This window comes from Streptomyces sp. NBRC 110028, assembly GCF_001417735.1.
Classification (GTDB): Bacteria; Actinomycetota; Actinomycetes; order Streptomycetales; family Streptomycetaceae; genus Streptomyces.
Genome location: NZ_BBUZ01000056.1, coordinates 22,188 through 37,872, shown reverse-complemented (window position 1 = coordinate 37,872; position 15,685 = coordinate 22,188). Strand labels below are relative to the sequence as shown.

At 71.3% G+C, this 15,685-nt stretch carries 14 protein-coding genes and 1 pseudogene; 9 read left to right on the top strand and 6 right to left on the bottom strand.

Annotated elements, in window-relative coordinates; translation table 11 throughout:
* Positions 1–6: 6 nt before the first annotated feature.
* A complete protein-coding gene (locus ASC60_RS36280) occupies positions 7–2,802 on the bottom strand; it encodes an ABC transporter substrate-binding protein (RefSeq protein ID WP_055557980.1) in 2,796 nt (931 codons plus the stop codon).
* A gap of 2 nt (positions 2,803–2,804) precedes the next feature.
* Positions 2,805–3,203, bottom strand: coding sequence for a hypothetical protein (locus ASC60_RS36275; RefSeq protein ID WP_199831150.1), 399 nt, complete (start codon positions 3,201–3,203; stop codon positions 2,805–2,807).
* Positions 3,204–3,514: 311 nt separating this feature from the next.
* Between ASC60_RS36275 and helR the strand changes: the two genes are divergently transcribed.
* A complete protein-coding gene (gene helR, locus ASC60_RS36270; protein ID WP_267892854.1) occupies positions 3,515–5,701 on the top strand; it encodes an RNA polymerase recycling motor ATPase HelR in 2,187 nt (728 codons plus the stop codon).
* Here the strand turns inward: helR and ASC60_RS36265 are convergent.
* Positions 5,683–6,384: a helix-turn-helix transcriptional regulator gene (locus tag ASC60_RS36265; RefSeq protein WP_055557979.1), complete on the bottom strand. Its 702-nt coding sequence runs from the start codon at positions 6,382–6,384 to the stop codon at positions 5,683–5,685. The genes helR and ASC60_RS36265 overlap by 19 nt on opposite strands.
* Positions 6,385–6,386: 2 nt before the next feature.
* On the opposite strand from ASC60_RS36265, the pseudogene ASC60_RS36260 reads away from it, so the two are divergent.
* A pseudogene (locus tag ASC60_RS36260) lies at positions 6,387–6,851 on the top strand (MFS transporter); the annotation flags it as partial.
* Here the strand turns inward: ASC60_RS36260 and ASC60_RS36255 are convergent.
* Positions 6,848–7,072: a helix-turn-helix transcriptional regulator gene (locus tag ASC60_RS36255; protein WP_055557978.1), complete on the bottom strand. Its 225-nt coding sequence runs from the start codon at positions 7,070–7,072 to the stop codon at positions 6,848–6,850. The pseudogene ASC60_RS36260 and the gene ASC60_RS36255 overlap by 4 nt on opposite strands.
* Entirely contained in the window at positions 7,072–7,569 is a 498-nt protein-coding gene (locus ASC60_RS36250) for a DUF2975 domain-containing protein (RefSeq protein ID WP_055557977.1), read from the bottom strand. The genes ASC60_RS36255 and ASC60_RS36250 overlap by 1 nt, the downstream gene beginning before the upstream one ends.
* Positions 7,570–7,647: 78 nt before the next feature.
* Here ASC60_RS36250 and ASC60_RS36245 point away from each other — a divergent pair, with 78 nt between their 5' ends.
* The 7 genes from ASC60_RS36245 (at position 7,648) to ASC60_RS36215 (ending at position 15,058) form a co-directional block, all read left to right on the top strand.
* Positions 7,648–8,274 (top strand): TetR/AcrR family transcriptional regulator, encoded by a 627-nt coding sequence (locus tag ASC60_RS36245; RefSeq protein ID WP_055557976.1) that lies wholly within the window; start codon positions 7,648–7,650, stop codon positions 8,272–8,274.
* Between the two features lie 141 nt (positions 8,275–8,415).
* Positions 8,416–10,245, top strand: a complete 1,830-nt coding sequence (locus tag ASC60_RS36240) for an NAD(P)/FAD-dependent oxidoreductase (RefSeq protein ID WP_055557975.1) — start codon at positions 8,416–8,418, stop codon at positions 10,243–10,245.
* Positions 10,242–11,888 (top strand): SMP-30/gluconolactonase/LRE family protein, encoded by a 1,647-nt coding sequence (locus ASC60_RS36235; protein WP_055557974.1) that lies wholly within the window; start codon positions 10,242–10,244, stop codon positions 11,886–11,888. Before ASC60_RS36240 ends, ASC60_RS36235 begins: the two co-directional genes overlap by 4 nt.
* 21 nt (positions 11,889–11,909) lie before the next feature.
* Positions 11,910–12,680, top strand: coding sequence for an SDR family NAD(P)-dependent oxidoreductase (locus tag ASC60_RS36230; protein ID WP_055557973.1), 771 nt, complete (start codon positions 11,910–11,912; stop codon positions 12,678–12,680).
* A gap of 161 nt (positions 12,681–12,841) precedes the next feature.
* Positions 12,842–13,504 (top strand): TetR family transcriptional regulator, encoded by a 663-nt coding sequence (locus ASC60_RS36225; RefSeq protein WP_055557983.1) that lies wholly within the window; start codon positions 12,842–12,844, stop codon positions 13,502–13,504.
* A 97-nt stretch (positions 13,505–13,601) separates the two neighbouring features.
* Positions 13,602–13,802 (top strand): ferredoxin, encoded by a 201-nt coding sequence (locus ASC60_RS36220; RefSeq protein ID WP_055557972.1) that lies wholly within the window; start codon positions 13,602–13,604, stop codon positions 13,800–13,802.
* Positions 13,799–15,058, top strand: coding sequence for a cytochrome P450 (locus ASC60_RS36215; RefSeq protein WP_055557971.1), 1,260 nt, complete (start codon positions 13,799–13,801; stop codon positions 15,056–15,058). Before ASC60_RS36220 ends, ASC60_RS36215 begins: the two co-directional genes overlap by 4 nt.
* Here the strand turns inward: ASC60_RS36215 and ASC60_RS36210 are convergent.
* Positions 15,025–15,504 (bottom strand): hypothetical protein, encoded by a 480-nt coding sequence (locus ASC60_RS36210; RefSeq protein WP_159043390.1) that lies wholly within the window; start codon positions 15,502–15,504, stop codon positions 15,025–15,027. The genes ASC60_RS36215 and ASC60_RS36210 overlap by 34 nt on opposite strands.
* Positions 15,505–15,685: the final 181 nt, after the last annotated feature.

Here is a 15,685-nt window from a genome sequence, read left to right as displayed (position 1 = left end):
GCGGCACTAGCCGTCAACGCCCAGTGAGGCGTAGTCGTAGTTGCCGTCCCAGGCCTCGCTCGTACGGACGTTGGTCAGCCGGGAGCCGCGCCAGAGCGTGCTCCGCTGGAACAGGAGGGGCAGATACGCGGCGGAGTCGGAGATCTTCTGGTTGATCCGCGCGTAGTCCCTCCCGGCCTTCGCCGGGTCCTCTTCGGCGATCGCCGCGTCGAAGAGATCGTCGACCGTGGGGTCGTTCAGCTCGGAGATATTGAAATTGCCGCTGTTCTGGATGAGGCGGCCGTCGGCGATCGGCTGGAGAAAGCCCTGGCCGGTGGGGAAGTCGGCGCCCCATCTCTGGACGACGATGCCGTAGCCCTTCTTCTTCACCGTCGCCGGCGACCCCATCGTCTCGGCGTAGTTCGCGAGGTCGATCTGCTCGACCCGGGCGCGGATACCGACCCGCTTCAGCGACTCCGAGAGCGCCATGGCGATATCCACGTCGCCGGGGCGGTTACGTGTCGCGATGGTGGTCGTGAAGCCGTTCGGCTTTTCGCATGCCGCCAGCTCCTCCTTGGCCTTGGTTTTGGCCTCGGTGGCGTTCGGTTTCCCATCGTCCTTGAGGGTCCCGTACGGGTCGTAGGAGGGGTCGGAGCCCGCGACGGCCGGCGGGAGCATATGGGGCGCGATATCGCCGCTGAGCGGGCCGCCGGCCGCTGTCCGTACGTTCTCCCTGTCCGCCGCATAGATGACGGCCTTGCGGCAGTGGACGTTGTCCAGAGGTGTGACGGAGCGTGGAAGAGCGGCGTACAGGAGGATTCCGTTGTACGGATTGTCCAGCCGGGCCTTGAGGCCGGAGTCCTTCCGGGCCTTGACGAGGCCCTCCCCGGTGAGCCCGGTGAACCCCATGGCGAGGTCGTAGCGGCCCGAGAACAGCGCCCGTGCGGTCGCCTGCTCATCGGACGCGATGTCCACGGTGATCCGGTCCGGGAGGGCGGCGCGGATCGGGTCGGACGCCCGGTTCCATTGGGCGTTGCGGACCAGTTCCAGCGATTTGCCGGGCCGATGGGAACGGAATTCATAGGGCCCGGAGGAGAACGGACCATCCTGATACCGGGCTTTGGTGTCCTTCGCCCTCTTGACGGGTGATCCGGCCGGCATCGCGAGCATCCGCTCGAAGTCGCCATTGGGCTTCGGCAGTCTGAAGACGATGGTCCTGTCGTTCGGGGTCTCGATGGCCCTCAGACCCAGCTTGTCCTCGGACGTGTCCTTGTACGGTCCCTTGTAGGTGTGATCGGGGTCCAGCACCTGTTGCAGATAGACCGGCCCGCCGGGAACGACGTCCGTGGCCCAGATCCGTTCGATGCCGTATTTGATGTCCTCGGACGTGATCTTCGAGCCGTCCTGCCAGGTGATGCCGTCGCGCAGGGTGTAGGTGTACGTCTTGCCGCCGTCGGTCACCTCGGCCCTCTTCTCGGCGAGGTCCGGAATCAGTTCGGCGCCGCCCTTACCGGCTTTGGAGGCATAGGTGACCAGTTGGCGGGCGTAATAGCGGGAGAAGTTCCAGACGAAGCCGTAATAGCTGCGCTGCGGATCCCAGGAATCCGGTGTGGTGCTGCTGACGAATTTCAGCGTGCCGCCCCTCTTCGGCGAGGCGTTCACCGTGTCCTTGGTCGCGGCGTCGTACCCGGAGGTGGGGCCCGTCTTCGGCGTGCTGGAGGACGTGGATCGCGGCTGCCCCGAATCGTCCGGGGAGGAGCCGGAGTCCTTCACCCAGGACATCACCAGGGGAATGCCCGCGGCGATCAGCGCGAGGGCGAGCCCGCCCGCCAGCCCGTAGCGGAGGGCCCGGCGGCCGCCCGGTGGGGCACCGCCGGGGGAGGGGGCCGGGGCGGTCGAGGGCAGGGACACCGGCGACCAGGCGGGCTTCGGCGGCAGCGCGGTCAGCGCTCCGGGCGCCGGGGCCGGGCCGGTTTCGTCCTCGTACACCGATGGCGTGGGAGTGAGCGGCGGTTCGTACGGCGGCGTGGGCGCCGGCCCCGGTTCGCGGCCGTACGGTGGCGGCGGCGGGCCGAAGCCGCGCGGCGTCCAGGCCACGTTGCGGGCCAGGGCCAGGCCGCCCGCCGTATTGCGGTCGCGCTTCTGCGGCAGCGGCCGCCCCTTCGCCCGCAGCGCCGAATACACCCGTGCGTAGACCGTGTCCAGGTCCAGCAACTCCGGCCCGCCCGGCGCCCCCTCGCGCAGGAGCCGCAACAGCTCACCGGTGAAGGCCGTGTACGGCTCACCCGGCGGGGCGAGCGCGAAGCTGGTGTCGGGGACGGCCGCCAGCAGATAGGTGCCCTCGACTTCCACCTGGTCGATCACGGTCTCGGTGCCCGGTGCGCTCATGAAGCCGAGCACCCGCCCGCTGAAGCAGCAGTCGAGCAGCATCACCTGGCGACCGGTCCGCCCGTCGAGCACGACATCGCGCAGCGTGCCGTAGGGCAGCCCGGTGTAGGAGCGGTGCTGCAGCGACCCGGTCAGCCCCAGGAACAGCTCGCCGCGGCGCGGCTCCACGAGACCGTGTCCGGCGAAGTACACCAGCAGCGTGTCCGTGGCTTCCTCGGCCGCGGTCCGCACGGCGTCGAGGACCTCCACCGCGGTGGCGGGATCCTCGACCACCGTGCAGTGCTCGGGTGCCAGGCCCCATGAATGCGGGGCGCATAACAGCGCGACCAGCGCGCTCAGGTTGTTGGCCACCGCCGGGAGCTGTTGCAGATGGGCGTACCGGCTGGTGCCGATGAGCACCGCGCGCGTGGCGGCCGGGTCGGGGAGGACGGCCACGGCTATCGCCCTTCCCCCGTGCCGGCCTCCCGGTCCCCGTCCCGCTCGCGCTCCGGTGCGGGCTCGGCCGGGCGCTCCAGCGCCTCGATCAGGCGCCGCACGTCCTCGTCACCACCGCCGTCGAGGGAGACCGCGAGGTCGCCCCGGCGCACGGTGATCCGACGGGCCTGTGGTCGCGTCTGCCGCCAGGTGGACAGCGCCAGCGCGAAGGAGGCCGCGCTCCAGGCGTTGTCGGTGACCAGCTGCAGCACCTCGGTGAGCGCGCCCATCTGGCCCGGCGCCGGCGCGGCCTGGACCAGTTCCACACGGGCGCCGCGGCGTACGGCCGGATCCCGTCTCAGCCAGTCCTGGAGCGATCGCAGCTCCTCCTCGCCGCCACTCACCGCTACGTCGATCCGCACCAAGCCCCCCTTGTGACGACGGTCTCCATGATTCTGGCCTATGTGGGGGCGTCTGCGCAGGGTCATCACGGAGCAGGATCACATGGGGCGGGACCAGCGCGGAACGGGATCAACGCGGGGCGGCGGGGCCAATGGGGTACGGGATGATCCGGGCTGCGGATCGGGCGGTACGGGCTCGTCGTCGACGACGTCACCCACTCCTCGCCACTCTTAACGTATAGCGCACCGGGGGCCTTGCGGCAAGGCCCCCATCGTGCCGCAAAATCTCGGGCTGAAGCCAGGACCTGCGGAAACGGAGTCATGACGTGCGTGTGGTGTTGCCGGAGCACGGGGCGAGCGGGCCCATCGGCGCGTTCGATCTCCCCGAGCGCCTCTCGGCCAAGGCGGACCCGGCGCTGATCGCCGGTGACGAGCGGCACTTCGCGGCCATCGCGGAGTGCCTGGAGCAGTCGATCGCCGAACTGTCCGGCCGTCTCGACGCCGCGCGCAAGGCGCCCGGCGGCATCGGCCAGCAGGCGATGGACCGGGACGCGGAGATCCACCGGCTGACCGCCCGGCTGCGCACATTGCGGCGCTTCGGCCTGGACCTGTGCCTCGGGCACATGGTCGGCGAGGACGGCGGCGAGCCCGTGTACGTCGGGCGGCTCGGCCTCAAGGACAGCGCGGGCCGCCAGCTGCTGCTCGACTGGCGTTCCCCGGTGGCCGAGCCGTTCTTCGGGGCCACCCACGCCAACCCGATGGGGCTGGCCAGGCGCCGTAGGTACCGCTGGACCCTCGGCCGGGTCAGCGACTACTGGGACGAGGTGTTCACCCCGGACGGGTTCGCCGGGCACGCCGCGCTCGACGACCAGTCCGCCTTCATCGCCAGCCTGGGCGGCAACCGGTCGCCGCGGATGCGCGATGTGCTCGGCACCATCCAGGCCGACCAGGACGCCATCATCCGGGCGGGGTCCCGTGGCGCTCTCGTCGTGGACGGCGGTCCGGGTACGGGGAAGACCGTGGTCGCCCTGCACCGCTCCGCCTATCTCCTCTACTCCGACCCTCGCCTCGGACACCGCCGGGGCGGTGTGCTGTTCGTCGGCCCGCACCAGCCGTATCTGTCGTACGTCTCCGATGTGCTGCCCAGCCTCGGGGAAGAGGGCGTGCGGATCTGCACCCTGCGGGACCTCGTGGCCGAAGGGGCGGGAGCGGCGGTCGAGGACGACCCGCAGGTGGCCCGGCTGAAGTCGTCCGCGGACATGGTGAAGGCGATCGAGAAGGCCGTCCGGTTCTACGAGGAGCCGCCCGCCGAGGGGATGACGGTCACGACCGACTGGGCCGACCTCTGGCTGAGCGCCGACGACTGGGCCGAGGCGTTCGACGCGCCGGACCCGGGCACTCCGCACAACGAGGCGCGCGAGCAGATCTGGGCGGAGCTGGTCACGATCCTGCTGGCCAAGCTCGACGGCGATGTCGCGCCCGGCCTCTTCCGGAGGTCGCTGGCGCAGGACGAGGAGCTGGTCGGGACCCTCCACCGGGCCTGGCCGCTGATCGAGGCGGCCGACCTCGTCGGGGACCTGTGGTCGGTGCCCGCCTACCTGCGCATGTGCGCTCCCTGGCTCGGCCCCGAGGACGTCCGGGCGCTGCGGCGCACGGCGGCGCCCCAAGCCTGGACGGTGTCCGACCTGCCGCTGCTGGACGCGGCGCGGCAGCGGCTCGGCGACCCGGAGGCGGACCGGCGCAGGCGCCGCCACCGGGCCGCCGTCGAGGCCGAACGCGAGCGGATGGTCAGCGTCGTGGACAACCTGATGGAGGCCGCGGACGACGAGTACGGCGTGGGCCTGGTGACGATGCTGCGCGGCGAGGACTTCCAGGACGCCCTGGTCGACGAGACCGCGCTGCCGGGCGCCGACCCGGATCTGCTCGCCGGTCCGTTCGCGCACATCGTCGTGGACGAGGCTCAGGAACTGACCGACGCCGAGTGGCAGATGCTGCTGCTGCGGTGCCCGTCCCGCAGCTTCACCATCGTCGGGGACCGCGCCCAGGCCAGGCACGGATTCACGGAGTCGTGGCGGGAACGGCTGGAGCGGGTCGGGCTGGACCGGATCACGCTTGCGTCCCTGAGCGTCAACTACCGGACGCCGCAGGACATCATGGCGGAGGCCGAGCCGGTCATCCGGGCCGCGCTCCCGGACGCCAACGTGCCGACCTCCATCCGCGGCGGCGGCCTTCCCGTCGTCCACGGGTCCGTCGCGGATCTGAGCGCGATCCTCGACACATGGCTCGCCGCACACGCCGACGGGATCGCCTGCGTCATCGGCGATCCGTCGTTCCGGGCGACGTCCCGCGTCCGGTCGCTGACCCCGGAGCTGTCGAAGGGGCTCGAATTCGACCTGGTCGTCCTCGTCGACCCGGAGGAGTTCGGCGAGGGCATCGAAGGAGCGGTGGACCGCTATGTGGCGATGACCCGGGCGACGCGGCAGCTCGTCATCCTCAGGAGTCAGCCGGCACCGGGCTGATGTGTTCCGGGCGTGTGCCCGAACGTACGGCGGAACACATCGATGAACGCGCTGGCGGACGACCAGCCGCACCGGTGTGCCACCGTGGTCACCGGGTGGTCCTCGGCGAGCAGGATCAACGCGTGGTACAGCCGCAGTTGGGTGCGCCACTGCGGGAAGGTCATGCCGAGGTCGGCCTTGAAGTGGCGGGAGAGGGTGCGGTCGCTGGCGCCGACCTCCCTGCCCAGGGCGGCCAGGGTGCGGCCGTCGGCCGGATCGGCGCGCAGGATCTCGCACACCGCCGTCAGCGCGGGGGCGGTCGGGGCGGGCAGGCGCAGGGGCTGCTGGGGCGAGGCGCGCAACTGGTCGAGCAACACGGCCCGCAGCCGCCCGCGCTCGGGGCTGTCGTCGTGCGGGGCGCGGGTGTAGGCGAGGAGCAGTTCACGCAGGAGGGGCCCGACGGCCAGCACGGTCGGCTCGTCCAGGCCGAGCGGGTTGTCGCTCGCGGCCAGGCCCACCAGGTGCAGTTCGAGTTCGCCGTGGGCCTGATGGGCGTGCGCGGTACCGGCCGGCACCCAGATGGCGCGCGTGCCCGGTGCGATCCAGGTGCCGGTGCTGGTCGTCACGGCCAGCACTCCCCGCCCCGCGTAGACGATCTGGTGGTCGTCGTGGCGGTGGGCGTCGATGGCGGCTCCGGACGCCAGCCCGAGCGCGTCCGGGCGGCAGCACGGCGGCGGGCACCGCGGCGCTGTTCGTGCTCTCTCTCGGCGGCGCGGTGGGCTCCGTGCTGGGCGGCCATCTGGCCGACCGCTGGGGCCGGGTCACCGTGGCCCGCTGGTCCTACCTCGTCTCGGTCGCCGCCGTCGCGGGGGTCGTGTTCGTACCCGGTCCGGCGCTCTACCTGTTCGTGGCGCTGACCTCCGTCGGCCTGTACGTCCCCTTCTCGCTGCAGGTCACCCTCGGCCAGGACTATCTGCCCACCCGCGTCGGCACCGCCGGCGGAATCACCCTCGGGCTGACCGTCAGTGCCGGCGGCCTGGTCACTCCGCTCATCGGCAGCGTCGCCCACGCGACCTCGCTGCGAACGGCCCTGGCCCCGCTGATCGTGATGCCCGCCCTGAGCTGGCTGCTGTTCCGCTCGCTGCCCGAACCCACCGCGCCGATCCACTAGCCGTCGTCCTGAGCCTCGTCGGGTACGTAGCGCAGCACATCCCCGGGCTGGCAGCCGAGGGTGCGGCAGATCGCGTCGAGCGTCGTGAACCGCACCGCCTTCGCGCGGCCGTTCTTCAGCACGGCGATGTTGGCGGGGGTGATACCGACGGCGGCGGCGAACTCGCCGACGGACATGTGGTGCCGGGCGAGCTGGATGTCGAGGTCGACGATGATCGCCATCAGACGACCTCGGCGATCTCGGTCTGCAGATCCGTCGCCTGGCGCAGCAGACCTCGCATGATGACGACGAGCATCGCGAACGCCGCCCCCACACCGGCGCTCGCGGTCGCGGCGATCAGCGTGCTGATGACCTCCATCCCGTCGTCGGGGGAGGGGACGCTCGCCAGGGTGAGATGGCCGGTGACCCCGATGGCCAGCAGCGTCGCCACGACCGAGGACCCGATGATGATGTCGACCCAGCGGAACGCCCGCGGGGTGAAGATGGCGCCCCGGCGGACCATGTCGAGCAGCATCCACGTGGCGACGAGGGCGACTTGGACGCAGGCGACGCCGAGGATCGCCACCGTCACGTAGGGCGTGGCGTAGGGGGCGTACGGAGGGAACCGGCCGACCTCGTCGGCCGCCGTCGTCGGGATGACGACGATCTGCCCGAAGAGACCCAGCAGGATCGCGGCGGCGATTCCGGCCCGCAGCGCGGCGATGAAGAGTCGATGCATCTATCGATTTTCGATCGGTACCTATCGAGAGTCAATCGACGCCTTCCCGGTTCGAACCGGTGACGTACGGTCTGCGGAGTGACGAACCAGCGAAAGCCACGGGGCCCGTACCGCAAGAGCGCGGAGCGACGGGAACAGATCCTCCAAGCCGCCTATGAGGCCATCGACGAGCACGGCGAACGAGCCTCCCTGCAGGACATCGCCGACCGGGTCGGAGTGACGCAGCCCGCGCTGACGTACTACTTCCCCACCCGCGACGACCTGCTCCTCGCGGTCCTGGAGCGGCGCGATGTGCTGGGCAAGTCGCTCGCCCGTGCCGCCGGGGACGGCGAGACAGTGGTCGACGGGGTGGTGGCGGGTGCCCGCCTCATCACCGGCCACCCCGGAGTGGCCAAACTGTGCGTCACGCTCTCGGCTGCCGCCACCGAGCCGGGGAGCCCTGTGCACCGTCACCTCGCCGAGCGCTACCGGGGTCTCGCGGCCGAGGCCACGCAGAACCTCGAGAAGGGGCAGCGCGCCGGTGAGATCCGCGCCGACGAACCGGCCGGCCATCTGGCCAGGGCGGTCGTGGCGGTGATGGACGGTCTGCAGCTCCAGTGGATGCACGACCCCACCGTGGACATCGCCGCGATCGCCGAGACGTTCGCCCGGATGCTGGTGCCCGCGGACGCCTCCGGGCAGGAGACGGCCCCGGGCGACCGATGAGCAGTACCGCGTGCGGCCACTCCGTGGAGGTACTGACTCCGCGCTAATTTTTTAAGTGATAGATTTTCGGCGTTCCGCTCCCGGTGGCGCGCCGACGAGCACGGCGTCCGCCGATGGACCACAGAGAGGAAGAGGACGCCGATGTCCGCCCCGAACACCTCCTCCACCCCGCCCCGGCCGCCGCAGGACCTGGAATTCGACCCGGAGGCCCTGCGCGCCCGCTACCGCGCCGAACGCGAGCGCCGGATCCGCCCGGACGGCCGTGCCCAGTACCGGGGCGTCGGCGGGGAGTTCGGCTACTACGCCGAGGACCCCTACGCCGACCCCGAGTACACGCGGGAGCCGCTGCACGACCGGGTGGAGGTGGCGATCGTCGGTGGCGGGTTCGGCGGTCTGCTCGCCGCCGCCCGGCTGCGGCAGGCGGGCGTGGAGTCGATCCGGGTCATCGACAAGGGCGGGGACTTCGGCGGCACCTGGTACTGGAACCGCTACCCGGGCATCCACTGCGACATCGAGTCCTACATCTACATGCCCCTGCTGGAGGAGGTCGGCTACGTCCCGAAGTGGCGCTACGCGCCGGGGGAGGAGATCCGGCAGCACGCGCAGGCCGTCGCGCGCCACTTCGGACTCTACGAGGACGCCTGCTTCCAGACCCAGGTGACCGAACTCCGCTGGGACGAGGACCGGTTGGAGTGGGCCGTCGCCACCGACCGTGGCGACCGCATACGGGCCCGCTACGTCATCACCGCCACCGGCACCCTCAGCCAGGCCAAACTGCCCGGCATCCCCGGCATCGAGACCTATCGGGGCCACACCTTCCACACCAGCCGCTGGGACTACGACTACACCGGCGGTGACGCGGACGGCGGACTGCGCAAGCTGGCCGACAAGCGCGTCGCCCTCATCGGCACCGGCGCCACCGCCATCCAGGTCGTGCCCCACCTCGGCGAGGACGCCCGGCACCTCTACGTGTTCCAGCGCACGCCCTCCTCCGTCGACGTACGGGACAACCGCCCCACCGACCCGGACTGGGCCGAGACACTGGGGCCGGGCTGGCAGCGGCACCGCATGGAGAACTTCCTCAAGGTCGTCACCGGCGTCCGGACGGACGAGGACCTGGTGAACGACTCCTGGACCAGCAGCGCCCGGCTCCAGGAGAAGCTCATCCCGACCAACGCCTACGCGGACGTTCCGGCCGAGGACCGGGAACGGCTGTACGAGATCGCCGACTTCCAGAAGATGAACGAGATCCGGGCCCGCGTCGAAGCGGTGGTCGAGGACCCCGAGACGGCCGAGAAGCTCAAGCCCTGGTACCGCTACATGTGCAAGCGGCCCACGTTCAGCGACCACTACCTCCAGACCTTCAACCGGCCCAACGTCACCCTCGTCGACACCGCCGACACCCACGGCGTGGAGCGGATGACGGAGACCGCCGTCGTGGTCGGCGGCACCGCGTACGAGGTCGACTGCGTCATCTTCGCGACCGGCTTCGAGGTGGGCGTCTCCGGGATCCTCTCCGGACGGCTGCCGGTGTACGGCAAGGGCGGCGTCCCGCTCTCCGAGGCCTGGGCGGACGGCCCCAGGACGCTCCACGGCTTCTGCACCCACGGCTTCCCCAACCTCTTCCAGCTGGGCCCGCTGCAGAACGCGTCCTCCGTGAACTTCGTCCACATCCTCGACGAACAGGCCCACCACGTCGCCGAGATGGTCACCGAGGCCCGCAAGCGCCGGGCCCGGTACGTCGAACCGACCTCCGCGGCCCAGGACGCGTGGCTGGCCGCCCTCCGGGAGAACGCCCCCGACCTGCACGCGTTCCAGGCGGAGTGCACCCCGGGCTACTACAACAACGAGGGCATGCCGCAGAAGCGCAACGCGTACGCCGACGGGCCCGTCGCCTTCCACGACCTGCTCCGGCACTGGCGCGCCGGCGGCGGCATGGACGACGTCCTGGCCGGGGCGGAGGAAGCGTGAGCGCGCGGGGCCACAACCGCTTCGGCGGCACCGGCGACGGCACGGACGTCTCCGGCTCGCGCCGGCGCGCCCGGCGGCTCAACCACCCGAGCCCGCTGTGGGGTTCGAACGGTGTCGCCTTCGGCCCGGACGGGCGGCTGTACGTCGCCCAGTACCTCGCCGGGCAGATCAGCGCCGTCGACCCGGCCACCGGGGACATCGAGGTGGTCGTCCCGATGGACGGCCCGGTGCAGTCGCCGGACGACCTCGCCTTCGGCGCGGACGGGTCGATGTACATCGCCGACCTGATCCCCGGCCGCGTGTGGCGGCGCGGCCCGGAGGGCACGTACACCGTGGTCTCGGACGAGGTGAAGGCGGTCAACGGCATCACCTGCGTCGGGGACCGGCTCTTCGTCAACGAGATGCGGCCCGGCGGCCGGCTGCTGGAGCTGTTCCCGGACGGCGGCGAGCCCGTGGTGCTCACCGAGGGGCTCGCCCTCGGCAACGCCATGCAGCTCGGCCCGGACGGCCTGCTGTACTACCCGCACATGATGACGAACCAGGTCTGGCGGATCCCGCCGGACGGCGGTGTGCCCGAGGTGGTCGCCGAGGATGTGCACCAGCCGGTCGCGGTCCGCTTCGACCAGGGCGGGACGCTGCACGTCCTGTCACGCGGGGTGGAGGGCATCGTCACCCGGATCGACCTGCGAGGCAGCGGCTCCCGCACGCTCGTCACCAGCGGCCTGGTGGGTCTGGACAACGCGGCGTTCGACGCGGAGAACCGCATGTTCGTCTCCAGCTACGCCAGTGGCGGCATCACCGAACTGCACCCCGACGGCCGCACCCGGGAGATCGTCCCGCGCGGCCTCGACGGCCCGTACGGGGTGACGGTCGACCTCGGCGGCACGGTGTACGTGGCCGACCACTACCGGCTGGCCGGCCCGGCGCCGGTCGACGAGGGCGAGCCGGTCACCGCCGACGCGGCGGGCGAGGAGGGCGGCGTCACCTCACTCACCCTGATGCCCTTCGTCCATGGCGTGACCAACGCGGACGGGCTCGTCCACTCCACCTCCCAGTACGGCGACGTCCACACCCACGACCCCGTTCAGCGGACCACCCGGCAGCGGGTGACCGGCCTGAACGAGCCGGTCGGCATCGCCGTGGGACCGGACGGCTCACTCGTCGTCGCGGAGGCGGGCGCCGGGCGGGTCGTGTCCATCGACGACGGCGACACCGTCACTGTCCTCGCCGAAGGGCTCGGCCACCCGGTGGACGTGGACTTCGACGCCGAGGGACGGTGCCATGTGAGCGACGACCGGCTCGGGGCCGTGCTGCGCATCGATGAGGACGGGACGACGGCAGTCGTCGCGGACGGGCTCGGCGCACCCCAGGGGCTGGCGGTCCTCGGCGACACGCTGTTCACCGTGGAGACCGGGCCGCGCAGGCTGACCGCGATCTCGCTGAGCACGGGGGAGCGCCGGACCGAGGCCGAGGACCTGCCCGTCGGGCAGCCCCCGGGCACCGCTCCGCGCACCGCGCCCGCGCTCTTCGTCCACGGCATGGTCGGCGCTCCCCGCCCGTTCGCCGGACTCGCCGCCGGCCCGGACGGCTCCCTCCTGCTGTCGGCCAATGGGGAGGGGACGGTATGGCGGCTGAAGCCTTGACACAGGGAGAAGGTGGGTCACATGACCAGTACCGAGGGTTTTGAAGGGCGCGGTGTCGTCGTCACCGGCGCCGCGTCCGGAATCGGCAGGGCCACGGCGTGGAAGTTCGCGCAAGGCGGTGCGAAGGTGCTGGTCGCGGATGTCGACCGGACGGGCACCGAGGCGGTCGTCGGGGAGATCGAGGCCGCCGGGGGGACCGCCCTCGCGGTCGTCGGCGATCTGAGCGATCAGCGGGTGGTGGACGATGTGGCCGGGCGGGCCGTCGAGGCCTTCGGCGGTGTGGACGTGCTGGTGAACAACGCCGGGATCATGGACCGTATGTCCGCGCTCGGCGAGACCGACGACGCCGAGTGGGAGCGGGTCATACGGATCAACCTGACGGCGCCGTTCCTGCTGACCCGTGCGGTTGTGCCGCATATGCTGGCCGCCGGGCGCGGGTCGATCGTCTTCACCGCGTCGGAGGCGAGCCTGCGCGGCAGTACGGCGGGCGCCGCGTACACCGCTTCCAAGCACGGCATCGTCGGCCTGGTCAAGAGCCTGGCCGTCATGTACCGGGGGCAGGGCATCCGTGCCAATGCCATCGCTCCCGGTCCCACCGCGACCGCCATCCGGGTGGATGCCGCCGAGGAGGCCCATGGGCCCGCCGTGGTGGGGCAGTTGAGCGGCGCCACCATGGGCCGGTTCGGGTCGGCGGAGGAGCAGGCCGCCGCGATCGTCTTCCTGGCCTCCGACGCCGCCTCGTTCGTCAACGGCGCCGTGCTCCCGGTCGACGACGCCTGGGCGGCCGTCTGACGGCAGGACGCGGGCGGCGCCTCGTCCGGGTCGGCGGTGTGATCGCGTACTGATTGCGTACGCTTTCCTCGTTCGACCTCGCCGACCCGGCCGAGGATCCGCGGTGGCCTGGGGGACGGGCCGTCCGCGGACCAGTGTGATGTCCCGAAGTGGTGGTGGCGATGGCCGGCAGGGTGCGGCGGGACGAGCAGGTCAGCGCGACACGGGAAGCGCTCCTGGACGCGGCGGAGCGGCTGTTCGCCGAACACGGGGTGCACGCGGTCGCCAACCGCCAGATCAGCGCGGCCGCCGGGCAGGGCAACAACGCCGCGGTCAGCTATCACTTCGGCACCAAGACCGACCTGGTGCGCGCCCTTGCCCGCAGGCACGCCGAGAAGATGGAGGCGGGGCGGCTGCGCATGATGGCCGAGATCGGCGACTCCACCGATCTGCGGGACTGGGTGGCCTGTGCGGTCCGCCCGGTCACCGGGCATCTGGAGGCCCTGGGCACGCCCAGCTGGTACGCCCGGTTCATCGCCCAGGTCACGGCCGACCCGGCCCTGCGGGCGGTCACCGTCGAGGAGTTCGCGGCCGGATCGCCGTCGATGCGCACGCTGCAGGAGGGCCTGGAGCGCTGTCTGCCCGACCTTCCGGCCGAGGTGCACGCCGAGCGCGCCGCCATGACACGCCACTTGATCACGCAGATGACCGCGGAACGGGAACGCGCGCTCGCGAACAACGCGCCGACGTTCAGGGCCAGTTGGCGGGAGACGGCGAACGGTCTGATCGATGCCATCGTCGCCCTCTGGCGGGCGCCGGTCACCAGCGATGCCGGGGTGGCTTGATCAAGAGGGTCGCCCAAGATCATTTAAACCGTTCGCTTGACTGAATTAAGTCACCGGGTTTACCTGTGCGGGACGAACCGACGAAGGGACATCCGCGATGAAGGTCACGGTGGACGACGAGAAGTGCTGCGCCGCGGGCAGCTGCGTGATGATCGCGCCGGAGGTGTTCGACCAGCGCGAGGAGGACGGCATCGTGATCCTGCTCGACGCGACGCCCTCCGAGGACCAGCACGAAGCGGTGCGTGAATGTGTGCAGGTGTGCCCCGCGGGCGCGATCCAGGTCAGCGAGGACGCGTGACCGGCACCGTGCGCGCCGAAGGCGACGAGCGCGCCGAGGGCGCCGGGCTCCCGGAATTCCCCATGCCCAGGGCGCGCGGATGCCCCTTCGACCCGCCCCCGGCGTTCCGCGCGCTGCGGGAGAAGGGCCCGCTCACCCGGGTCCGGCTGCAGGACGGCAGCACCCCGTGGGTGGTGACCCGGTACGCCGAGCAGCGGACGCTGCTGTCGGACCCCAGGCTCAGCGTGGTCCCCGCCCTGCCCGGTTTCCCGCGCCCGGAGCGGGGTTGCGACGATGACCAGGAGGCGCCCGCCGACGCCCCCGGCCTCAGCTTCATCACCATGGACGACCCCGAGCACGCGCGGCTGCGCCGGATGGTCACCGGGGCGTTCGCCATCAAGCGGATGGAGGCCATGCGCCCGGCCGTCCAGAAGATCGTCGACGACCGGATCGACGACCTGCTGGCCGGACCGAACCCGACGGACCTGGTCGAGGCATTCGCCCTGCCGGTGCCGTCCCTGGTCATCTGCGAACTGCTCGGCGTGCCCTACGACGACCACGCGTTCTTCCAGGCCAACAGCAAGGCCATCATCACCCGCTCCTCGACGCCCGGGCAGCGTGCCGAAGCCAACGGCCGGCTGAGCGCCTACCTCGGCGGACTGCTGGACACCAAGCTCCACACCCCCGGCGAGGACGTGCTGTCCGACCTGGCCGCGAAGGTCGAGGACGGCGCGCTGACCCACCGGGAAGCGACCTCGATGGCCGTGCTCCTGCTGTTCGCCGGGCACGAGACCACCGCCAACATGATCGCCCTGGGCACCCTGGCCCTGCTGGAGAACCCCGGCCAGCTGGCCCGCCTCCGGGACGGCGACGACCCGAAGCTGGTGGCGGGCGCGGTCGAGGAACTGCTGCGCTACCTGCACATCCCGCACCTCGGGATGCGCCGGGTCGCCCTGGAGGACATCGAGGTCGCCGGTCACACCATCCGCGCCGGCGAAGGGCTGCTGCTGCTCAACGAGATGGGCAACCGCGACCCCGACATCTTCCCCGACGCCGACCGGCTGGACCTCGACCGCGACGCCCGCCGTCACATCACCTTCAGCTTCGGCGTGCACCAGTGCCTGGGCCAGCCGCTGGCCCGCATGGAACTCCAGGTCGTCTACAGCACGCTCTACCGGCGCGTCCCCACCCTCCGCCTGGCCACCGGCCTGGACCGGATCCCCTTCAAACACGACTCCTTCGTCTACGGAGTCCACGAACTGCCCGTGGCCTGGTGACGCCGTAGAGAGAAGTAGTGGCGGGCGGCCCCGCCGGACACCGTCCACAGGGCCGCCACGTCGATGCCCGCGACCACGAACACCGCGAGGCTGGGCGCCCCGGCGGCCAGTGAGCCGAGGAAACCGGCGCCCGTCGACAGTGCCACGAGGCCCAGGCACACGATGAGCACCACACGGACCCAGGCGCGGCGCTTACGGGCCAGTACGACGCAGACGACCTGAAGCGCCGCCAGCCCCCAGCACAGCAGCGCCACGAACCAGGCCATTCCCATCGGCAGGAGCAGATCCTGCCCGTGCTCCCGCTTGCTCTCGTTCTCCTCCAGGATGGCCCAGCCGCCGAAGGCCGAGCCCAGCGCGTGCGCGGCGACGACCACGAGAACGAAGATCAGGGCCCCGGGCATGCGCGCCGTAGCAGGTGTGGCGGGCGGGGAGGGAGTGGTCTGCATCGCGGATCACCTCACGCTTTCGGTTTCGTGTCGCTGTCGTCGTCGGGCTCCGGCAGGTCGTGGACAGGGGTCGGCCCGAACCCTCCCCTCGCGGGGTTCGGACGCCCCTGGCCCGTCCTGGCCGCGTCCCTGGGATATTCGACCGCCGTACGGGGTTGTTCAGCAGGCCCCGGCCCCGCAC

What these genes read in the sequence shown, in the direction of transcription:
- ASC60_RS36255 (WP_055557978.1), bottom strand. Translation starts at nt 7,072, where the DNA reads ATGGCGATCATCGTCGACCTCGACATCCAGCTCGCCCGGCACCACATG.
- ASC60_RS36250 (WP_055557977.1), bottom strand. Translation starts at nt 7,569, where the DNA reads ATGCATCGACTCTTCATCGCCGCGCTGCGGGCCGGAATCGCCGCCGCG.
- ASC60_RS36220 (WP_055557972.1), top strand. Translation starts at nt 13,602, where the DNA reads ATGAAGGTCACGGTGGACGACGAGAAGTGCTGCGCCGCGGGCAGCTGC.
- ASC60_RS36210 (WP_159043390.1), bottom strand. Translation starts at nt 15,504, where the DNA reads ATGCAGACCACTCCCTCCCCGCCCGCCACACCTGCTACGGCGCGCATG.
- ASC60_RS36240 (WP_055557975.1), top strand. Translation starts at nt 8,416, where the DNA reads ATGTCCGCCCCGAACACCTCCTCCACCCCGCCCCGGCCGCCGCAGGAC.
- ASC60_RS36225 (WP_055557983.1), top strand. Translation starts at nt 12,842, where the DNA reads ATGGCCGGCAGGGTGCGGCGGGACGAGCAGGTCAGCGCGACACGGGAA.
- ASC60_RS36230 (WP_055557973.1), top strand. Translation starts at nt 11,910, where the DNA reads ATGACCAGTACCGAGGGTTTTGAAGGGCGCGGTGTCGTCGTCACCGGC.